The following is a 17,456-nucleotide window of genomic DNA, read 5'->3' as shown; positions in this document are numbered from 1 at the left end:
TGAAAGTATTGTTTGTCGAAATGATTGATATGAAAATGTATCACGATCCACACAGAGTTATAAATGATGCCCTCTAATATTCCAATACACCTTTACAAGTATAAAAGTTTTAGTGTTGACAGCTTAGATTTGCTTGTTAGTGATCAACTATATTTCGCTAACCCTAACAGCTTCAATGATCCTTTAGATTGCAACCCTTCAATTAAAGACAACATTCATGATGTTGATGTGTTGAAAGATATTCTAAAGAGATTGATAATCGACAACACGAAAAAAGAGCTAACTGAAGCGGCATCTAAAATAAAATACACTGGGCCGCGAACACTTGAAAAGATCGAATTAATAGGCGAGCACGAAGCAGCTCAAGTATTATCAGGTATTGATGATTTCTTGTTAATCTTCGATGAAGATATAGTGTTCGTGCTTAATGATATGCTCGAACTAATCAAAAAAAATCTAATGACTAATTATACTAGTGGTGTTCTATCATTAGCACAAAATTATGATTGTCCGTTGATGTGGTCGCACTATGCAGATCAACATAAAGGATTCTGTATTGGGTACGATGTATCTGACAATGGTTTTTATGATATTTATGCTTTGAACTATGGCGGTTCTCGTTTTATTACGACACAACAGATTTACGATATGCTGTTTGGTTCAACCGAATCAATTAGGAAAAGCGCGAAGAAAGCAATTGATGAAGTTGTGTTATTGAGTAAAGCCCCACAATGGTGTTATGAAAAAGAACATCGCGTGATCCTTGAGCAAGGATTACAAGATAATCCGTTCAGGCTGAGTGATATTACCTTCGGTTTGCGGTTCAAAGATTCTGCAAAATATTCAGTGATGCAAGCGTTATCAGGTAGAGGCGTTGATTTAGCATTTTACGAGATGGTGTTGAGTAATGATTCTTTTGAACTGGGAAGAGTACCCCTGTCGCTAGAAGATATGCCAATGCGCCATTTTCCTAAAAATAATTATCTGGTGTATCAAGATTTCATGGATCTCTCAAATACTACCAATTTTTAGATTCCATTATGAGATTCTGAGGCGGCGAGAACATCGCCGCCTTGAATGTTTAGCGTGTAAATGAATTATAAGTAAAATTTCTTCACTCACTTTTAATTCTAATATACTCATCATTATCTACTATCACCGATAGAATAACCCATCGCAGAATCCTCCACCAAAAATAAACGACATCTATTCCTTGCGACGTGTCATCATCAAGCATTCCATGCGCAACTGTATTTCTTAAGTTAGAGCCATTAGGATTAGTTAATAACATTTTCATTTCGAAAAGAAAATCTTCGTCAAAAACCTTTTTGGCGCTATCTTTACTCAATAAAGTATTGATTGAAACCTCTGTGCTTTTGGCGTTTTTTTCAATAACCGCTGTGTAATCTCCAAAATCATATAATATTTTCCTTATCGTATCTTCGATAAGTGGTGCTAATAAATGGACAGAAGTAGCAAAATCCCGTTCAATACCAAACATCAGAGCTTTAGCAAAAAGCGTTTTTTTATTGGGAGAGATAAATGCACATTTAGCACATATCCCTTTAATAAAGTCGTAATCTACATAATGCTCTTCAATAATTTTATGAAGAGCAGGAATGATGAACCCGTTTACCTTATACGAAATATCATGGAAGAATTCCGTAGTAAGAGGTATCAGTAAGTTTTCGATGTTTTTTGGGTCTATATCATCAATATCAACTCCTCCAGACGAACCCACAATCCTACCTTCAGCATCTACGACGGTATTATCAAACATGTGACTCAATGGATGACGCTTTATGCTATCAACGCATTTTTCGACTAAGCTTTTTTTAGAAATATTGCCTGTTACGAAGCAGAAATAGACTAAAACAACCAATATATTAGGTTTGTTCGTTACAAAGTTGATGGCTTTATTGACTTCGTCTGAAATATCGTAAGGTTCAGACTTGATTATAACCATTGATTCTGAAGCAATCTTCCCTTCAAGTCGAATATTTGCTTTTAATTTTTCAATTTGTTGCACTACACCGAACTTATCTCTGATGGATATTTTTGTAGCTTTATAATGTTTCAGGGCATTTTTATATGAGCTTATGGCTATCAAGCCAGTATAGTGTTCACCTTCTTCGTTAAAAACTCTTGCTTGAGCAATATTAACTAATTGGCATCGATAATCGCCATCCCCAGAGTAAATGTCAGCCTTATATCTTTCATGCAATATATCCAAACATGTCAGAGCATTACGATAATTCTGGGTTTTCCTAAATCTTACAATCTCTTTCCTTATTTTTTTATTGATTTTTTCTGCAAGCTCCGTCCCAATGCCAGTGTTAGTTATGAACGAAGCCATTTCACAAAACAAAAAATCATCTGTAGTATTGAAAAAGCAATTCAGAACTTTTCTTTCGACTTCGATTGAAAAAATATCATCTTCTAGAATTTTAGGTAGTCGTAAACACCTTTGGTAGCTATCTCTGACTAATGAATACCATTTGTCTGTCTCTATTGTAAAAGATGCATAGATTTTTCTGGCTTCATAGGCAAAAGTTCCTTTCCGCCCTTTTTTATATAGCCATAAAAAATCTAACAATCGCGCCCGCAGTGGCATAATTGTGATTTTAGATGCAATATCTTCAATCAAGTCTAAATCTTCTGGATGGATGATTTTCGAGAATTCTTTGCCAGTTTCACGATCTATATAGCTTGAGTTTCTCTTATGTAAATCAATTTTTGCATTAAGAACATTAGTAAAAAAATCTATGGTTGTTTCGCAATCAACATCATAGTTTTTGTATGAGTGCAACTTTAAATCATAACCTTCATAAGCTTCCACATCAGAACTGTTAATGATCTGTATGACTCGCTCGATAACATCAACATTAATTTTACGTTGCATATTTTTATTTAACTTAAAATTTTTTATTTCTAATATTATAAGATGTGCTTCATCTTAGCGGAAGTTAAAGGATGAATTTCGCTCGGTATTATGAGAGCTATTTCACTTTAGTGCACCGACGAAAACGTAATCGACTTTGTTATGTTCGTGATCATTCACGGCCTTTTCACTAAGCGGCATTAAGCATCTAAGGCGGCGAGATCATCACCGCCACAGAAAGTTTAGCGTGTAGCCCATCCTTGTTTATGCAGGTAGTCCAGAATGAACGGGCGGTTCTCTTTGATGATCGTTCGACGGATGTGATCACTCCACGTATCACGGCGGTTGTTGGTTGCGCGTGTCATGTAGTATTCAGCTAGTTGTTCATCGTACTCGTGTAGAAGTTCCATGTTCACTGGCTGGTAGCTGTTTTCATGTACGACCAGATCAGCAGGCAGACGAGGTTTTGTAATTTCTTCATATTGGGGTATTGACTTGTTAGGCCAGCCGAGGCACAGGCCGAACAGCGGCAGCACATGTTTTGGCAGCTTCAGCAGCTCGGTCACGCTTTCGATGTTATTACGCAGGCCGCCGATGTAGACGCCGCCTAACCCCAGCGATTCTGCCGCCGTAAAGGCGTTTTGCGCCATCAGCGCAGTATCCACCACGCCCAGCAGCAGCTGTTCGGCCAGCCCCAGTTCGGCTTCAGGGCAGATTTGCAGATGGCGGTTAAAGTCGGCGCAGAACACCCAGAACTCTGCCGCCTGCGCCACATGCTTCTGCCCGCCGGTCAGCGTGACCAGCTGCTCGCGCATGTCCGGGTCGGTAATGCGGATAATCGAACTGCACTGCAGGAAGCTGGAGCTGGAGGTCGCCCTGGCGCTGTCAATAATCGCGGCACGCTGCGCCTCGGTAATCGGCTCATCGGTGAAGTGGCGAATGGAACGGTGGGACTGGAGCAGGTCTATGGTTGGCGTCATCTTCTCTCTCTTTATCTTGCTAAAACCCTATGGCAGCCAGTATAGGCAATGATGTGCGCGGTGTAATTGGCGAAACATAGCTCATAGATATTATAACGACAGGCGAAACCTTCTTTAATGACGGCGGGTTATGGGGCACTATACGTGTCATTCGCCGTCAGGCTTGTTTTTTTGAGGAGAGAGAAATGTTTGCAGTAATTTTTGGTCGTCCAGGGTGCCCTTACTGTGTTCGCGCGAAAGAGCTGGCTGAGAAACTGACCGAAGAGCGCGATGACTTCAACTTCCGCTATGTGGACATCCACGCGGAAGGCATCACCAAAGCCGATCTGGAAAAAACCGTCGGTAAGCCGGTTGAAACCGTACCGCAGATCTTCCTCGATCAGAAACACATCGGCGGTTGCACCGACTTTGAAGCCTACGCCAAAGAACATCTGGGCCTGTTTGCCGCTCAGTAATGAAAAGGCGCCCTCACCGTGAGGGCGTTTTTATTTGTGGTGCCGTCGGTGCTGAACCAGACTGCGCACAAACAGGTAGCAGAGCGCGCCAAGAGCGCACCAGAACACCGCGCTCAGCAGCCACGCCAGCTCCTGCCAGAAACTCCGCGTTGAAATATACAGCAAGCGCATCATCAGCAGACACAGCGGCGCTGCGAGTATGGCACCGAGAAGCGGTTTCACCACCTCCCCTTTGCGGGAGAGAAAACTGGCGGCAGCACCCGGCAGCGTGAAGAAGAGCAGCCCCAGCTCAGGATGCCCGGACGCCCTGAACGCGCCCTTCACATTAAATGCGAGCGACATGCACACGACCGTGAACAGCAAAAAACAGCTGATCACCCCCGCCCAGTTTCGTTTCATATTCAAACTATCCTCCTGACTTATCTCTATCAAATACACATTCGTCGGGTAGACGCCCAGTCAGATAAAGCAGTGCGGCAATCCATGCCAAAGTACGCACAGGGTGATGCGATAATCAGTAGCTGTCAGTAGCTAATGCGATTAAACTACACGCCAGCTAATGTTTTAGGGAATAAAACAGGAAACAGGGAGCGTTAACGCCTTTCCCTGACCCAGAAAACAGTAGCCCAAAAAGTCCTTTCATTCAACAACTTACTGGTAAACAAGAAGTTAGCCTCCGTGAATATAAACGTCGCAGACTTGTTAAATGGGAATTACATCCTGTTATTATTTGTGGTACTGGCGCTGGGTCTTTGCCTGGGTAAATTGCGCCTGGGTTCGGTTCAACTCGGTAATTCCATTGGCGTTTTAGTCGTCTCCTTATTATTAGGCCAGCAGCATTTCAGCATTAACACGGACGCGCTGAACTTAGGTTTTATGCTGTTTATTTTTTGCGTTGGCGTAGAAGCGGGACCTAACTTTTTTTCAATTTTCTTCCGCGACGGCAAAAATTATCTGATGCTGGCGCTGGTGATGGTCGGCAGCGCGCTGCTGATCGCGTTAGGGCTGGGCAAACTGTTTGGCTGGGATATCGGGCTCACGGCCGGTATGCTGGCAGGCTCCATGACCTCCACCCCCGTGCTCGTGGGTGCCGGTGATACCCTGCGCCATTCCGGCATGGCGGGCGCGCAGCTCTCTACCGCCCTCGACCACCTGAGCCTCGGCTATGCCCTGACCTATCTGATTGGTCTGGTGAGCCTGATCGTTGGCGCACGCTACCTGCCAAAACTGCAGCACCAGGATCTGCAGACCAGCGCCCAGCAAATCGCCCGCGAGCGCGGTCTGGATACCGACTCCAAACGTAAAGTCTATCTTCCGGTGATCCGCGCCTACCGCGTCGGGCCGGAGCTGGTGGCATGGGCAGACGGCAAAAACCTGCGCGAGCTGGGGATTTACCGCCAGACGGGCTGCTACATCGAACGTATCCGCCGCAACGGCATTCTGGCGAACCCGGACGGCGACGCGGTGCTGCAGATGGGCGACGACATCGCGCTGGTGGGTTACCCGGACGCCCATGCTCGTCTCGACCCGAGCTTCCGTAACGGCAAAGAGGTGTTCGACCGCGACCTGCTCGACATGCGTATCGTCACCGAAGAGATCGTGGTGAAAAACCACAACGCCGTGGGCCGCCGCCTGGCGCAGCTTAAGCTGACCGACCACGGCTGCTTCCTCAACCGCGTGATCCGCAGTCAGATTGAGATGCCCATCGACGACAACGTCGTGCTCAACAAAGGCGACGTTCTGCAGGTCAGCGGCGACGCGCGACGCGTAAAAACCGTTGCCGACCGCATCGGCTTTATCTCCATTCACAGCCAGGTCACCGACCTGCTGGCCTTCTGCGCCTTCTTTATCGTTGGCCTGATGATCGGGATGATCACCTTCCAGTTCAGCAACTTTAGCTTCGGCATCGGTAACGCTGCCGGGCTGCTGTTCGCCGGGATCATGCTGGGCTTCCTGCGAGCGAACCACCCGACCTTCGGCTACATTCCGCAGGGCGCGCTGAACATGGTGAAAGAGTTCGGTCTGATGGTGTTTATGGCGGGCGTCGGCTTAAGCGCGGGCAGCGGCATCGGCCACAGCCTGGGCGCCGTCGGCTGGCAGATGCTGGTTTCCGGCCTTATCGTCAGCCTGGTGCCGGTGGTGATCTGCTTCCTGTTCGGCGCCTACGTGCTGCGCATGAACCGCGCCCTGCTCTTCGGGGCGATGATGGGGGCGCGTACCTGTGCCCCGGCGATGGAAATCATCAGCGATACCGCGCGCAGCAACATCCCGGCGCTGGGGTATGCGGGCACGTACGCTATCGCTAACGTGCTGCTGACGCTGGCGGGTACGCTGATTATCATCATCTGGCCGGGACTCGGATAACTCCTAAGTTTGCGCGTAATGAAAAAATTTTTGTTACGCGCAGAACTTTTTTTGCAGGGGGCAGTCATAACTAGTGCCACTGCTTTTCTTTGATGTCCCCAATTTGTGGAGCCCATCAACCCCGCCGTTTTGGTTCAAGGTTGATGGGTTTTTTGTTGCCTGAAATCCCCTCACTTACAGAATCAATCGCTTACAGCCACACTTTCTGATGTTGGACGTCAGCTCCGGATAAAAAACCCTATCCCATTACTTTCTCCTTCCAGACTTCATAAAACTATCGCTCCCTGACAGCAAAAGAATAAAATCAGGAAAAACGTCAGCAAGGAAAGCCGCATGTTCAATTTTTATCCCGAGAAAACCTACAGCAGAACGGAAGTAATGAGCAAGCCATCGCCAGTTCCGCCAGTAAATGGCGTCTACTTCTGGTGGTTTAAGGAAATCCCTCCTGGTGTGCCGACCGAGGGCTGCATCGCCTCAGACGGCTACACGCTGCTATATGTTGGTATTTCGCCCGACCAGAGAGGGAAACCTAACAGCCGTTCGAACTTAAGGAAACGAATCAAAACGCATTACAGCGGCAATGCGGCTGGCTCAACACTCAGGCGCACCCTGGGTGTGTTATTGAGTGGTTTAAGTGGCTTTCCCCTGCGCCGCGTGGGTTCTGGATCCAGAATGACATTTACTCACGCTGGCGAGCAGTGGCTTGATGTTTGGATGGAAAAGAATGCTAAAGTTCACTGGCTTCCTGTCGAAGCGCCCTGGGAACTTGAAGACACGCTGATCGCATCGACTCCCCTACCATTAAATATTCAGGGTAATCTTCACACCTTTAAATCCAAACTTTCGGAAATGCGTAGTCAAGCTGCTACGGAGGCAAGAATGATGGAAATTGCTGATGAACGGGGTTTTAAAAGGCGTTTAGCAGCTCAGTGCTCAATCTAGTCTATGGTAAATCCCTCTTTGGGAACAGCTACTGACCTTTCCAGCCCAGCGTTTGTTGAATCCCCGACGCGGCAGCACAATAATCACGTCCGTTTCGTCCAACTCCAAAACGAGCTGGTCCGCTTCAAAATCCCGGTTTTCTGTCAGCGTCAGACTCATCCGTTGCCAGTCCATCACCATCGTCACATCTTTGCCTTCGGTGGTTATGCTGAAGCAATGTTAGGGTGTTGTGGGAGGGAGAAAATGTGTTTGTAAGAAATGAATTAAATCCACTACAAGTAACTATCGAGCCAAATAATATTTGGCTCGATGAGGAAGTAATTAATTTTAGAAGTTACTCAATTGATTAATCCCTCTCCAAGCAAACCTGTTAGCCTGGAGAGGGTTAATTTAGTGATTCCAAAGACTAGTATACGCCTCTCCAGCGAGTCTATCCGTTCTATTTATGATATTATCGGAGTTCCACTCCCCACCATAAATAGTCTGTAGCTCATGAACAAATTCCTCTGTAAGGATAAACTCAGACTGCTCATAGATAGGAATCTTGCGTTCCAACGGCTTATCGCCAGCTTGCTCATTTAGTTCTTTAGATAACGGGATAAGGTTACCAATCATACCAATTTCCTTCCCCCCACCATTACTCTGGGGCAAAACATGCTCTAAGGTTATTGAATGCGGCCTATATTCATTACCAGCATGCCGAGACATTTCAAACTTACTCAAAATATATTGAATGAGTTTCTTTTGCTTATTTTTTTCATCAGTAAATGTCAGATCCCTGAAGTTTTCAGTGAAGACTGTCAACTCTGGCTTACGATTACTTAGTAGTGTGCATAATTGCTCAATAACCTCACCATTTGTGACTTTCGTCGATTGGGGAGCATTTATTGCTCTCGCAGCCTTCGAATAAGCACCTTCGATCCCTGATGGGCGTAAAGAGCAAACAGCATTAAAAACAAAATGGAAGTTTTCAATTGTATGCAAAGCTCTAAGCAAATCACGTTGCCTGAGTTTACCCGCACGTTTCGCTTTCATTAATGCCAATAAAAAAGGCTTGCACTGAGTCACACTAAAAAGTCGTAATGCGTTTAGTGACTGATAAAGAGGTTTATCTTCCTGCTGCGGAAAATCGCTATCAAGAGGTGAGGATATTAATACATATAATCTTGCATCATCTTTTAGCTCTTGAATAAATGCAGCTGGGTCTATATCTCCTTTTCGCCACTTTGTTATAAATGATTTATATAGATTCTCATTGCTGACATATGCATATTTAGAAACCCACCAATGCCTCATAAAACTTTCAATGGTACCCACACCATTCCTATCTGTTAGAATAGTACGAATCGATTTCCAATTATCTTTTGCATCATCATTTGGATGTTCATCAGTCAAAGCTTTAAACAATTTATTCTTAATCAAATCAACAAAACTTAAATTCATACCTCGAGCATTAAGCGTTTCAAATATAGTATACGCCTCATCTTCCTCATTTACCGTAATAAAAATAATCTTTAAATATCTTAAGATTTGATCACGAACAAACTTCAAAATAACTGCATAGCATTCATCGTTAGTTAGATCGGTGGAAAAGTATCTACCCAGCCTTTCCCTTGACGCAAGACTTGATATTTCTTTATAGGCAGCTAAAAGATTCCTTTCTTCTTGTGATTGAGGCTGTTCCTCTGCTTTATCGATATGTTGAATATTTTTCTGAAAGAAAGGCTTTGGTGTTTCATTAATTAACTTGAAAAATTTCCTCCCTTCATCATCCCTACCTTCGATGTAATTCTCAAATAATGCTTCCGCCAACCCACGCTGATCAATACTTATGAAACACTCACATAATACTGATAAAAATATTGTTAAGGTCGTCAATCTTTGTTGACCGTCGACTATTTGCATCTCCCGACCAGTTTCATCGCCAACAAGAACTAGCGAACCTATAAAATATTCATTATTAACGTATGCGCTCTCAGTATTAGGCTTTATATTAGATATAACGTCATACCAGAGCTCATTTATTTGCTCCCGAGCCCATGAATATTCTCTCTGAAATCTTGGGACAACATATTTTCTGTTTACGGACAATAATTCTGAAATAGTTCGTGTATAAGCATGTAGTTCCATTATGCACCTATCGCTCTGAATATGTGAGGATACATTACATCAATCTAATGAAGTGTAAAGCGTGAACGCTCGCTCGTCCCCCTCCACACTTGGCCGCTTCATGTTGTGGTTTTCATGCAGGTTTATGATGGGCCGGAAAGAGCGCCAGTCCTGACGGTCGCGACCCATCGAGATCCTTTTTGGATCATGCTAATCTACGCACCACAGACATGCACTGCTTTCTTAAACCGCGGGATGCCATATGGAAGAGAGTTTCCCATGGAGCAAAGTCACTGATGCGCACTCTCATCGTGCCTTACTCCATATCTATTCAGCTTAGTAATAAGGTCGCTAGTCAGATCTGACATCCACAAAAGCGCAATTTCCTTCTCGTCATCGATACAATCTGAGCTAGAGACCAGCCGGGCCATAAGTTCTATCCACTACAAAGTAAGTAACTCCATAAAAAAATCGTTCACAATTCCCTACCAATGCTACTGTTCATATGCAAAGTTAACCATATGATTTAAAAATTAAATAGTTTTCTACTCAGCTAACACAATGATTAATAGCTATGCCATCTCCCCGCACCACTGACACCAAATTTCATACTTTTCCAGACGCTAGTTTTCTAGATTATACGCAACCCGGCTCCAAACGGCGAACTTCCATCATTCAGCATCAGATCTACTTCCGCTTCTATCTTGCAATCAAAACACATATGATTAATCGCATATAAAAATCACACCTGCAGGAACTCCCATGCTCCACCCCCTCCAGCTCTTCAAAACCCTCTCCGACGAAACGCGGCTCGCCATCGTCATGCTGCTCCGTGAAGCCGGCGAACTGTGCGTCTGCGATCTCTGCGCCGCGACCGCCGAGTCGCAGCCGAAAGTCTCCCGCCATATGGCGCTGCTGCGCGAGTCCGGGCTGGTGATCGACCGTCGCGAGGGCAAATGGGTCCATTACCGTCTCTCTCCCAACATGCCTGCATGGGCGGCAACCGTTATCGACAACAGCTGGAACTGCCTGCGGGAAGAGACGCGCATGAAGCTTAAAAACCGGCTTCCGGGCTCGTGCTGATAACAATACATTCACAAAAACAGATATAACGGAGTAAAAGATGTTTCTGGCAGGGGCTATTTTTCTGTTTACGCTGGTGCTGGTCATTTGGCAGCCAAAGGGGCTCAGTATCGGCTGGAGCGCGACCATTGGCGCTCTGCTGGCACTGGCAAGCGGAGTGATCCACATTAACGATATACCTGTGGTGTGGAATATCGTCTGGAACGCCACGGCAACGTTTATCGCCGTCATCATCATCAGCCTGCTGCTGGATGAGTCCGGCTTTTTCGAATGGGCGGCGCTGCACGTTGCCCGCTGGGGAAACGGTCGCGGTCGATTGCTGTTTACTTATATTGTGCTGCTGGGTGCGGCCGTGGCGGCGCTGTTTGCCAATGACGGTGCGGCGCTGATCCTCACCCCTATCGTTATCGCCATGCTGATGGCGCTGGGGTTCAGCAAGCAGGCCACGCTGGCGTTTGTGATGGCGGCAGGTTTTATCGCTGATACCGCCAGCCTGCCGCTGATTGTCTCCAATCTGGTCAACATCGTGTCGGCAGACTTCTTTAATCTGGGGTTCAGCGAATACGCCTCGGTGATGATCCCGGTAGATATCGCCGCGATTGCCGCAACGCTGGTGATGCTGCATCTCTTCTTCCGCAAGGAAATTCCCCCGGAATATGACCTGGCGAAACTTCAGGAGCCCGCGCGGGCCATTCACGACCTGCCGACGTTCAGAACGGGCTGGATCGTGCTGCTGCTTCTGCTCGTCGGCTTCTTTGTGCTTGAACCTCTCGGCATTCAGGTCAGCGCCATCGCCACCGTCGGCGCGCTGATTTTATTCGCTGTCGCAAAACGCGGACATGCGATAAACACCGGAAAAGTGCTGCGCGGCGCTCCGTGGCAAATTGTTATCTTCTCGCTGGGGATGTATCTGGTGGTGTATGGCCTGCGCAATGCCGGGCTGACGGACTCTCTCACAGGCGTGCTGAATAGCCTGGCCGGACACGGACTGTGGGCCACCACGCTGGGGACCGGGTTCATCACCGCGTTTCTGTCATCCATAATGAACAATATGCCCACGGTGCTGATTGGCGCGCTCTCCATTGAGGGCAGTACGGCGACGGGATTGATCAAGGAAGCGATGATTTACGCCAACGTGATTGGCTGCGATCTGGGGCCGAAAATCACGCCTATCGGTAGCCTCGCCACCCTGCTCTGGCTCCACGTGCTGGCGCAGAAAAACATGACGATTACCTGGGGCTACTATTTCCGGACGGGCATTATCATGACGCTGCCGGTCCTGTTTGTGACGCTCGCCGCGCTGGCGCTACGTCTCTCCTTCACACTGTAATGAGCCACTGATATGAGCCACATCACCATTTATCACAACCCCGCCTGCGGCACGTCGCGCAATACGCTGGAGATGATCCGCAACAGCGGCACGGAGCCGGAGATTATCCTCTATCTGGAAACCCCGCCGTCGCGCGAGAAGCTGACCACCCTGATTGCCGATATGGGCATTTCGGTGCGGGATCTGCTGCGTAAAAACGTGGAGCCGTATGAACAGCTCGGCCTTGCCGAAGATACCTTCACCGACGACCAGCTTATCGATTTTATGCTGCAATACCCGATCCTGATTAACCGTCCAATCGTGGTGACGCCGCTGGGTACCCGCCTGTGCCGCCCGTCTGAAGTCGTGCTCGACATTCTGCCGGAGGCGCAGAAAGGGGCGTTTACGAAAGAGGATGGCGAAGCCGTCGTGGACGCCAGCGGGAACAAAATCGAACCCAGGTAAAACTGGCAGGGCGAGTGATGCCTAAGGGTTCCCCTCGCCCGCAATTCTCCCCACCATCGCCCGGATCTCTTCGCGGGTTAACGGCGCCCGGTCGGTGACATAGTGCAGCGTCATCCCTTCGATAAACGCATCCAGCGCGCGGGTGGTGACCGGGTCGAACCACTGCTCCAGCGTGGTCTGGCTCATCTTCATCCAGTCCTGCATCACCGTTTTGAGCGCCGCGCTGCGGTGCATAAAGGCGTAGAGCTGATACATCAGCGCCATGTTGTGCGGCGTGGTCACCTGCGAGCTGTGGATCAGCGTGGTGATGGATTCGCACGCCATTTCCGGCCCGGTGACGCCCGAGAAGAAATCCCGGTATTGCTGCGACATCTGTCGGGTAAACCATGTGAAGGCCTCCTCCAGCAGCGGCTCCATACCGTCGAAATAATAGGTCATCGACCCCAGCGGCACGCCCGCGCAGGTGGCGATTTTACGGTGCGTGACGGCGTGAATCCCGTGCTCGGCAATGGTATCGAGCGTGGCCTGCAGGATCTTCTCCCGGCGATGCGGATCGTTCGGTGGTCTGCTCATAAATTCCTCACGTGGTTTATGTACAAATGTACACAAACTTGCTAGTGTTGTCGCTATTGTTGTACTTCTGGTGCTCCCCAATGACGCTGACCTCTCCCCGTAAAGCCCTGCAGCTCCGCATGTGGGCGCTGTTTATGTTCTTCTTCATTCCCGGCCTGCTGATGGCCTCCTGGGCCACGCGCACCCCCGCCATTCGCGATATTTTGTCCGTTTCTACCGCTGAGATGGGCATCGTCCTGTTCGGCCTGTCGATAGGCTCCATGAGCGGCATTCTCTGCTCTGCCTGGCTGGTGAAGCGCTTCGGTACGCGGGCGGTGATCCGCACCACCATGTGCTTCGCGGTGTTCGGGATGGGGATATTAAGCGTGGCGCTGTGGTTTGCCTCGCCGGTGCTGTTTGCCCTGGGCCTGACGGTATTTGGCGGCAGCTTCGGTTCGGCTGAGGTTGCCATCAACGTTGAAGGGGCGGCGGTCGAGCGCGAGATGAACAAAACCGTACTGCCGATGATGCACGGCTTTTACAGCCTCGGCACGCTCGCCGGCGCGGGCGTGGGGATGGCGCTGACGGCCACCGGCGTGAGCGCGAATCTGCACATTCTGCTGGCGGCGCTGGTGTGCATCATTCCGATCCTGACCGGCATCCGGGCGATCCCGAACGGGACCGGCAAGAATTCCGCTGAAGAACAGCATTCAGCGGAAAAAGGGCTGCCCTTCTACCGCGATTTCCAACTGATGCTCATCGGCGTGGTGGTGCTGGCGATGGCCTTCGCGGAAGGTTCCGCCAACGACTGGCTGCCGCTGCTGATGGTGGACGGTCACGGCTTTAGCCCGACCTCCGGTTCGCTGATTTACGCCGGGTTTACGCTGGGGATGACCGTCGGGCGCTTCACCGGCGGCTGGTTTATCGACCGCTACAGTCGCGTGGCGGTGGTGCGCGCCAGCGCCCTGCTGGGCGGCCTGGGTATTGCGATGATCGTCTTTGTGGACGTGGACTGGATTGCCGGGGTCTCGGTGATCCTCTGGGGTCTGGGCGCGTCGCTCGGCTTCCCGCTGACCATTTCAGCCGCCAGCGATACCGGCCCGGATGCCCCGACGCGCGTCAGCGTGGTGGCGACCACGGGCTATCTTGCCTTCCTGGTCGGGCCACCGCTGCTCGGCTTCCTCGGCGAGCACTACGGGCTGCGCAGCGCCATGCTGGTGGTATTAGGGTTGGTCATCATCGCGGCGCTGGTGGCGCGCGCGGTGGCAAAGCCGGAAACGAATCAAACGACACTGGAGAAGGGATATGAGCGTTAAACTGATCGCCGTCGACATGGATGGCACATTCCTGAGTGATGCCAAGACCTATAACCGCCCGCGCTTTCTGGGGCAGTATGCGCGCATGAAGGCGCAAGGCATTCGCTTCGTGGTCGCCAGCGGTAACCAGTACTACCAGCTGATCTCCTTTTTCCCGGAGATCGCGCATGAAATTGCGTTTGTCGCTGAAAACGGCGGCTGGGTGGTCGATGCCGGGGAAGATGTATTCAACGGCGAGCTGACAAAAGCGCATTTCAGCACCGTGGCCACCGTGTTGAATGATGTCCCCGGCATTGAGATTATCGCCTGCGGGAAAGGCAGCGCCTACACCCTTAAGGCCTATGACGATGCCTTCATTGATATCGCGTCAAAATATTATCACCGCCTCGAAAGGGTGCAGGATTTCGACAATCTGAACGACATCTTCTTCAAGTTCGGGCTCAACGTTTCCGATGATGAAATTCCGCGCATTCAGGCGCTGCTGCATGAAAAGCTGAGCGACATTATGGTGCCCGTCACCACCGGTCACGGCAGCATTGACCTGATTATCCCCGGCGTGCATAAAGCCAACGGTCTGCGGATCCTGCAAAAGCGCTGGGGCATAGACGATAGCGAAGTGGTTGCCTTCGGCGACAGCGGCAACGACGTGGAGATGCTGCGCCAGTCCGGGTTCAGCTTTGCGATGGCGAATGCCAGACCGCATATTAAAGCGGCGGCGCGTTTTGAAGCGCCACACAATAACGAGGAAGGCGTTTTAAACGTGATTGAGAAGGTGCTGAACGGGGAGGCACCGTTTAATTGATACCGTGCGGTCTGGTGCCCTCGCCCCTCACCCTGGCCCTCTCCCCAAAGGGGAGAGGGAAAAAAGATTAGGGTTGCAGGGCGTTTCCGACGCGTTTGTCCTTCAGGAACACCACCATCAGTCCAACCCACAGCGCGCCGTTGGCGAGGTTAAACAGGCTGAACAGACCGTTGCCGCCCAGGGCGTAGGCATGCTTGCTCACTTCGATACCGACGGTAAAAATCAGCATCTGCAGCATCCCCATCGCCGCGGACACCGTGCCTTTACTCATCTCGCTCGCAAACAGCGTCAGGCGCACCAGGCCGGCGTTCGCCACGCCAATCCCGAAAGCATAAATACTCAGCCCCGCCGTCATCCACAAGTAGGCGTGGGATGACGCGACGGTCGCCACCGCAGCAAGAATCAGACCTGCCGCAATCGGCCAGCCGCCCATAATAATCAGGGAACGCACGGTGCGGCGAGACGTCAGACGGGCCAGCACCAGGTTACCGATAATCAGCGCGCCAAAGATCGGCACCTGCAGCAGGCCGTACTCATAACTGCTGAGTTTTTCACCGCTGATGATTATAACCGGTGACTGCGCGATCCACGCCAGCAGCGGCAGGCTAACGAATCCGGTCGCCAGCGCCCCCGCCACAAAGCGGCCATTTTTCAGCACTGCTTTGTAATCCCGGCCCAGCTCTTTCAGCGAGAGTTTTTCGCCCAGACGGGTAGCCGTTTCCGGCATCGCACGGTGCAGGCCGAAGAACGCAATAGCGGCGAGAACGGCAAAGAGCACAAACATCCCTTCCCACGGTGCAACGTGCACCCATGCGGCCCCCACCAGCGGCCCGAGTAAGGGGGCGATCAGCGCCACGTTCGCCATCAGCGCGGTAATTTTGATACACACCGCCTCTTCAAACGACTCCTGAATGGCGGCATACCCCACGGCGCCAATAAAGCACAGGCTGACCCCCTGCAGGAAGCGCAGCAGGGTAAATTGCTCAATGTTTTGCGCCAGCAGCGTAGCAAGACAGGTGACGATAAACCACACCACCCCCGTCAGCATGACCGGACGGCGGCCAATACGATCCGACAGCGGGCCTAACAGCCACTGTAAAAACATGCCGCCGGCCAGGTAGGCGGTCATGGAGGTCGGCACCCACTCAATTCCCGCGTTGTACTGCTCCACAACGGCCAGCATACCGGGCTGGATCATATCGTTGCCGATATAGGTAGAGAATTCGTAGAGCACCAGACACAGGGGGAAAAGCAACGCCTGACGACCCAGACGTGAACCAGAAGTAGAACGGTTTAACATGCAATCTCTTTATGATGACAAAATCGCGACGAGTGTAATGAAATGCCGCAGCCCGAGATAGTAATTTATCGAGGATAAACAGAAATAAAGCACATATCGTCTTCGTTTAAGGTTTCCTTAAGTTGACAGATTTATGATAGCCCGATTATTCGTCAACGACCTCATATTATGGCACTCACCTCCAGCCGTTCAGAATTGTCTAACTTACAGACAAATAAGACAAAACGACTTTACCGCTTACCGCCCCGCTTTTATGGTTATCAGCTTTTAGTGCTGATAGTCCTTGCCGTGGTGTTTACCTGGCTATCGCGCAATGAAGCGTTCGACAGATGGATCACCGGCTTTTGGTATGACGCGGCGACACAGACTTTCCCGCTGCAGAAAGACCACCTGCTGGATCTGCTGAACCATCGTCTGGCGAAGTACATTGCGATCGCCTTAGGCGCCATGGCGCTGTTTTACGGCGCTTATAAACGTAATGCAAGGCTGGTCACCGCTGCGCTGCTGATGGGGCTTGGCGCGCTGGTGGTCGGCGTGCTGAAAAGCATGAGCCACCATAGCTGTCCGTGGGATCTGGTGGAATATGGCGGTAAGGCCGTGTCTTATCCTCTGTTCAGTTCCGTTCCGGCAGACAGCGGTCCGGGGCGCTGTTTCCCAGGAGGTCATTCCTCCAGCGGCTTTATGGTGATGGGGCTGTTTTTTGCCTTCTGGCGCGAGCGTCCGCGTCTCGCCTGGAGTTTTGTTGCCCTTGGCGTGCTGCTCGGTCTGGCGATGGGCTTCGGCCAGGTCATGCGCGGGGCACATTTTTTCTCTCACAACCTGTGGGCCGGGTGGTGGGTCTGGTTTTCCCAGGTGGCAGTCTACGGGCTGGTTTCCACCCGGTTTGCAAAAGAGTGAT

General features: G+C 50.1%; 16 protein-coding genes and 1 pseudogene. 10 read left to right on the top strand and 7 right to left on the bottom strand.

Going from position 1 to position 17,456, the window contains the following annotated elements:
- Positions 1-63: 63 nt before the first annotated feature.
- Entirely contained in the window at positions 64-1,032 is a 969-nt protein-coding gene (locus AC4ICF_RS07625; protein WP_316380012.1) for a DUF2971 domain-containing protein, read from the top strand.
- An 82-nt stretch (positions 1,033-1,114) separates the two neighbouring features.
- On the opposite strand, the gene AC4ICF_RS07620 is transcribed toward AC4ICF_RS07625, so the two are convergent.
- Positions 1,115-2,902 carry a DUF7380 domain-containing protein gene (locus AC4ICF_RS07620; protein ID WP_316380011.1) on the bottom strand — a complete coding sequence of 596 codons (1,788 nt, stop codon included), beginning with the start codon at positions 2,900-2,902 and terminating at the stop codon, positions 1,115-1,117.
- A 221-nt stretch (positions 2,903-3,123) separates the two neighbouring features.
- Positions 3,124-3,861, bottom strand: coding sequence for an oxygen-insensitive NADPH nitroreductase (gene nfsA, locus AC4ICF_RS07615; protein ID WP_316380010.1), 738 nt, complete (start codon positions 3,859-3,861; stop codon positions 3,124-3,126).
- 185 nt (positions 3,862-4,046) lie between these two features.
- Here nfsA and AC4ICF_RS07610 point away from each other — a divergent pair, with 185 nt between their 5' ends.
- Complete coding sequence (locus AC4ICF_RS07610) at positions 4,047-4,316, top strand: GrxA family glutaredoxin (RefSeq protein WP_006809455.1); 270 nt, start codon at positions 4,047-4,049, stop codon at positions 4,314-4,316.
- A 30-nt stretch (positions 4,317-4,346) separates the two neighbouring features.
- On the opposite strand, the gene AC4ICF_RS07605 is transcribed toward AC4ICF_RS07610, so the two are convergent.
- Positions 4,347-4,715: an inner membrane protein YbjM gene (locus AC4ICF_RS07605; RefSeq protein ID WP_116341062.1), complete on the bottom strand. Its 369-nt coding sequence runs from the start codon at positions 4,713-4,715 to the stop codon at positions 4,347-4,349.
- Between the two features lie 279 nt (positions 4,716-4,994).
- Between AC4ICF_RS07605 and AC4ICF_RS07600 the strand changes: the two genes are divergently transcribed.
- Complete coding sequence (locus AC4ICF_RS07600; RefSeq protein WP_014169303.1) at positions 4,995-6,680, top strand: aspartate:alanine antiporter; 1,686 nt, start codon at positions 4,995-4,997, stop codon at positions 6,678-6,680.
- Between the two features lie 333 nt (positions 6,681-7,013).
- Positions 7,014-7,622 carry a GIY-YIG nuclease family protein gene (locus tag AC4ICF_RS07595; protein WP_439209911.1) on the top strand — a complete coding sequence of 203 codons (609 nt, stop codon included), beginning with the start codon at positions 7,014-7,016 and terminating at the stop codon, positions 7,620-7,622.
- On the opposite strand, the pseudogene AC4ICF_RS07590 reads toward AC4ICF_RS07595, so the two are convergent.
- Both AC4ICF_RS07590 and AC4ICF_RS07585 read right to left on the bottom strand, forming a co-directional pair.
- Positions 7,622-7,829 (bottom strand): annotated as a pseudogene (locus AC4ICF_RS07590) (phage late control D family protein); the annotation flags it as partial. The gene AC4ICF_RS07595 and the pseudogene AC4ICF_RS07590 overlap by 1 nt on opposite strands.
- A gap of 183 nt (positions 7,830-8,012) precedes the next feature.
- A complete protein-coding gene (locus tag AC4ICF_RS07585; RefSeq protein ID WP_316380008.1) occupies positions 8,013-9,752 on the bottom strand; it encodes a DUF262 domain-containing protein in 1,740 nt (579 codons plus the stop codon).
- A 741-nt stretch (positions 9,753-10,493) separates the two neighbouring features.
- Here AC4ICF_RS07585 and AC4ICF_RS07580 point away from each other — a divergent pair.
- The 3 genes from AC4ICF_RS07580 to arsC are packed head-to-tail and all read left to right on the top strand — an operon-like array spanning position 10,494 to position 12,588.
- Positions 10,494-10,814 carry a metalloregulator ArsR/SmtB family transcription factor gene (locus AC4ICF_RS07580; RefSeq protein WP_116341066.1) on the top strand — a complete coding sequence of 107 codons (321 nt, stop codon included), beginning with the start codon at positions 10,494-10,496 and terminating at the stop codon, positions 10,812-10,814.
- 40 nt (positions 10,815-10,854) lie between these two features.
- Positions 10,855-12,144: an arsenic transporter gene (locus tag AC4ICF_RS07575; protein WP_316380007.1), complete on the top strand. Its 1,290-nt coding sequence runs from the start codon at positions 10,855-10,857 to the stop codon at positions 12,142-12,144.
- 12 nt (positions 12,145-12,156) lie between these two features.
- The gene (gene arsC, locus AC4ICF_RS07570; RefSeq protein ID WP_163330812.1) at positions 12,157-12,588 is read left to right on the top strand and encodes a glutaredoxin-dependent arsenate reductase; all 432 of its coding nucleotides are present in this window, start codon (positions 12,157-12,159) and stop codon (positions 12,586-12,588) included.
- A gap of 21 nt (positions 12,589-12,609) precedes the next feature.
- Here arsC and AC4ICF_RS07565 read toward each other — a convergent pair whose 3' ends face one another.
- Positions 12,610-13,161 (bottom strand): TetR/AcrR family transcriptional regulator, encoded by a 552-nt coding sequence (locus AC4ICF_RS07565; RefSeq protein ID WP_166710573.1) that lies wholly within the window; start codon positions 13,159-13,161, stop codon positions 12,610-12,612.
- 80 nt (positions 13,162-13,241) lie between these two features.
- Between AC4ICF_RS07565 and AC4ICF_RS07560 the strand changes: the two genes are divergently transcribed.
- Positions 13,242-14,456 carry an MFS transporter gene (locus AC4ICF_RS07560; RefSeq protein ID WP_316380006.1) on the top strand — a complete coding sequence of 405 codons (1,215 nt, stop codon included), beginning with the start codon at positions 13,242-13,244 and terminating at the stop codon, positions 14,454-14,456.
- The gene (locus AC4ICF_RS07555; RefSeq protein WP_316380005.1) at positions 14,446-15,258 is read left to right on the top strand and encodes a Cof-type HAD-IIB family hydrolase; all 813 of its coding nucleotides are present in this window, start codon (positions 14,446-14,448) and stop codon (positions 15,256-15,258) included. Before AC4ICF_RS07560 ends, AC4ICF_RS07555 begins: the two co-directional genes overlap by 11 nt.
- A 67-nt stretch (positions 15,259-15,325) precedes the next feature.
- Here the strand turns inward: AC4ICF_RS07555 and AC4ICF_RS07550 are convergent, their stop codons facing one another.
- The gene (locus AC4ICF_RS07550) at positions 15,326-16,558 is read right to left on the bottom strand and encodes an MFS transporter (protein ID WP_116343423.1); all 1,233 of its coding nucleotides are present in this window, start codon (positions 16,556-16,558) and stop codon (positions 15,326-15,328) included.
- 168 nt (positions 16,559-16,726) lie between these two features.
- Here AC4ICF_RS07550 and AC4ICF_RS07545 point away from each other — a divergent pair, with 168 nt between their 5' ends.
- Complete coding sequence (locus tag AC4ICF_RS07545) at positions 16,727-17,455, top strand: phosphatase PAP2 family protein (RefSeq protein ID WP_163330809.1); 729 nt, start codon at positions 16,727-16,729, stop codon at positions 17,453-17,455.
- Position 17,456: the final 1 nt, after the last annotated feature.

This window comes from Enterobacter sp. ECC_219_Taxon_10 (assembly GCF_058354905.1).
The sequence above is the reverse complement of the archived record's forward strand: the minus strand, read 5'-3'. Positions and strand labels throughout refer to the sequence as shown.

Coding starts and splice junctions, on each gene's coding strand:
- arsC (WP_163330812.1), top strand. CDS start 12,157: ATGAGCCACATCACCATTTATCACAACCCCGCCTGCGGCACGTCGCGC.
- AC4ICF_RS07585 (WP_316380008.1), bottom strand. CDS start 9,752: ATGGAACTACATGCTTATACACGAACTATTTCAGAATTATTGTCCGTA.
- AC4ICF_RS07605 (WP_116341062.1), bottom strand. CDS start 4,715: ATGAAACGAAACTGGGCGGGGGTGATCAGCTGTTTTTTGCTGTTCACG.
- AC4ICF_RS07545 (WP_163330809.1), top strand. CDS start 16,727: ATGGCACTCACCTCCAGCCGTTCAGAATTGTCTAACTTACAGACAAAT.
- AC4ICF_RS07560 (WP_316380006.1), top strand. CDS start 13,242: ATGACGCTGACCTCTCCCCGTAAAGCCCTGCAGCTCCGCATGTGGGCG.
- nfsA (WP_316380010.1), bottom strand. CDS start 3,861: ATGACGCCAACCATAGACCTGCTCCAGTCCCACCGTTCCATTCGCCAC.
- AC4ICF_RS07625 (WP_316380012.1), top strand. CDS start 64: ATGATGCCCTCTAATATTCCAATACACCTTTACAAGTATAAAAGTTTT.
- AC4ICF_RS07565 (WP_166710573.1), bottom strand. CDS start 13,161: ATGAGCAGACCACCGAACGATCCGCATCGCCGGGAGAAGATCCTGCAG.
- AC4ICF_RS07555 (WP_316380005.1), top strand. CDS start 14,446: ATGAGCGTTAAACTGATCGCCGTCGACATGGATGGCACATTCCTGAGT.
- AC4ICF_RS07610 (WP_006809455.1), top strand. CDS start 4,047: ATGTTTGCAGTAATTTTTGGTCGTCCAGGGTGCCCTTACTGTGTTCGC.
- AC4ICF_RS07620 (WP_316380011.1), bottom strand. CDS start 2,902: ATGCAACGTAAAATTAATGTTGATGTTATCGAGCGAGTCATACAGATC.
- AC4ICF_RS07580 (WP_116341066.1), top strand. CDS start 10,494: ATGCTCCACCCCCTCCAGCTCTTCAAAACCCTCTCCGACGAAACGCGG.
- AC4ICF_RS07550 (WP_116343423.1), bottom strand. CDS start 16,558: ATGTTAAACCGTTCTACTTCTGGTTCACGTCTGGGTCGTCAGGCGTTG.
- AC4ICF_RS07575 (WP_316380007.1), top strand. CDS start 10,855: ATGTTTCTGGCAGGGGCTATTTTTCTGTTTACGCTGGTGCTGGTCATT.
- AC4ICF_RS07595 (WP_439209911.1), top strand. CDS start 7,014: ATGTTCAATTTTTATCCCGAGAAAACCTACAGCAGAACGGAAGTAATG.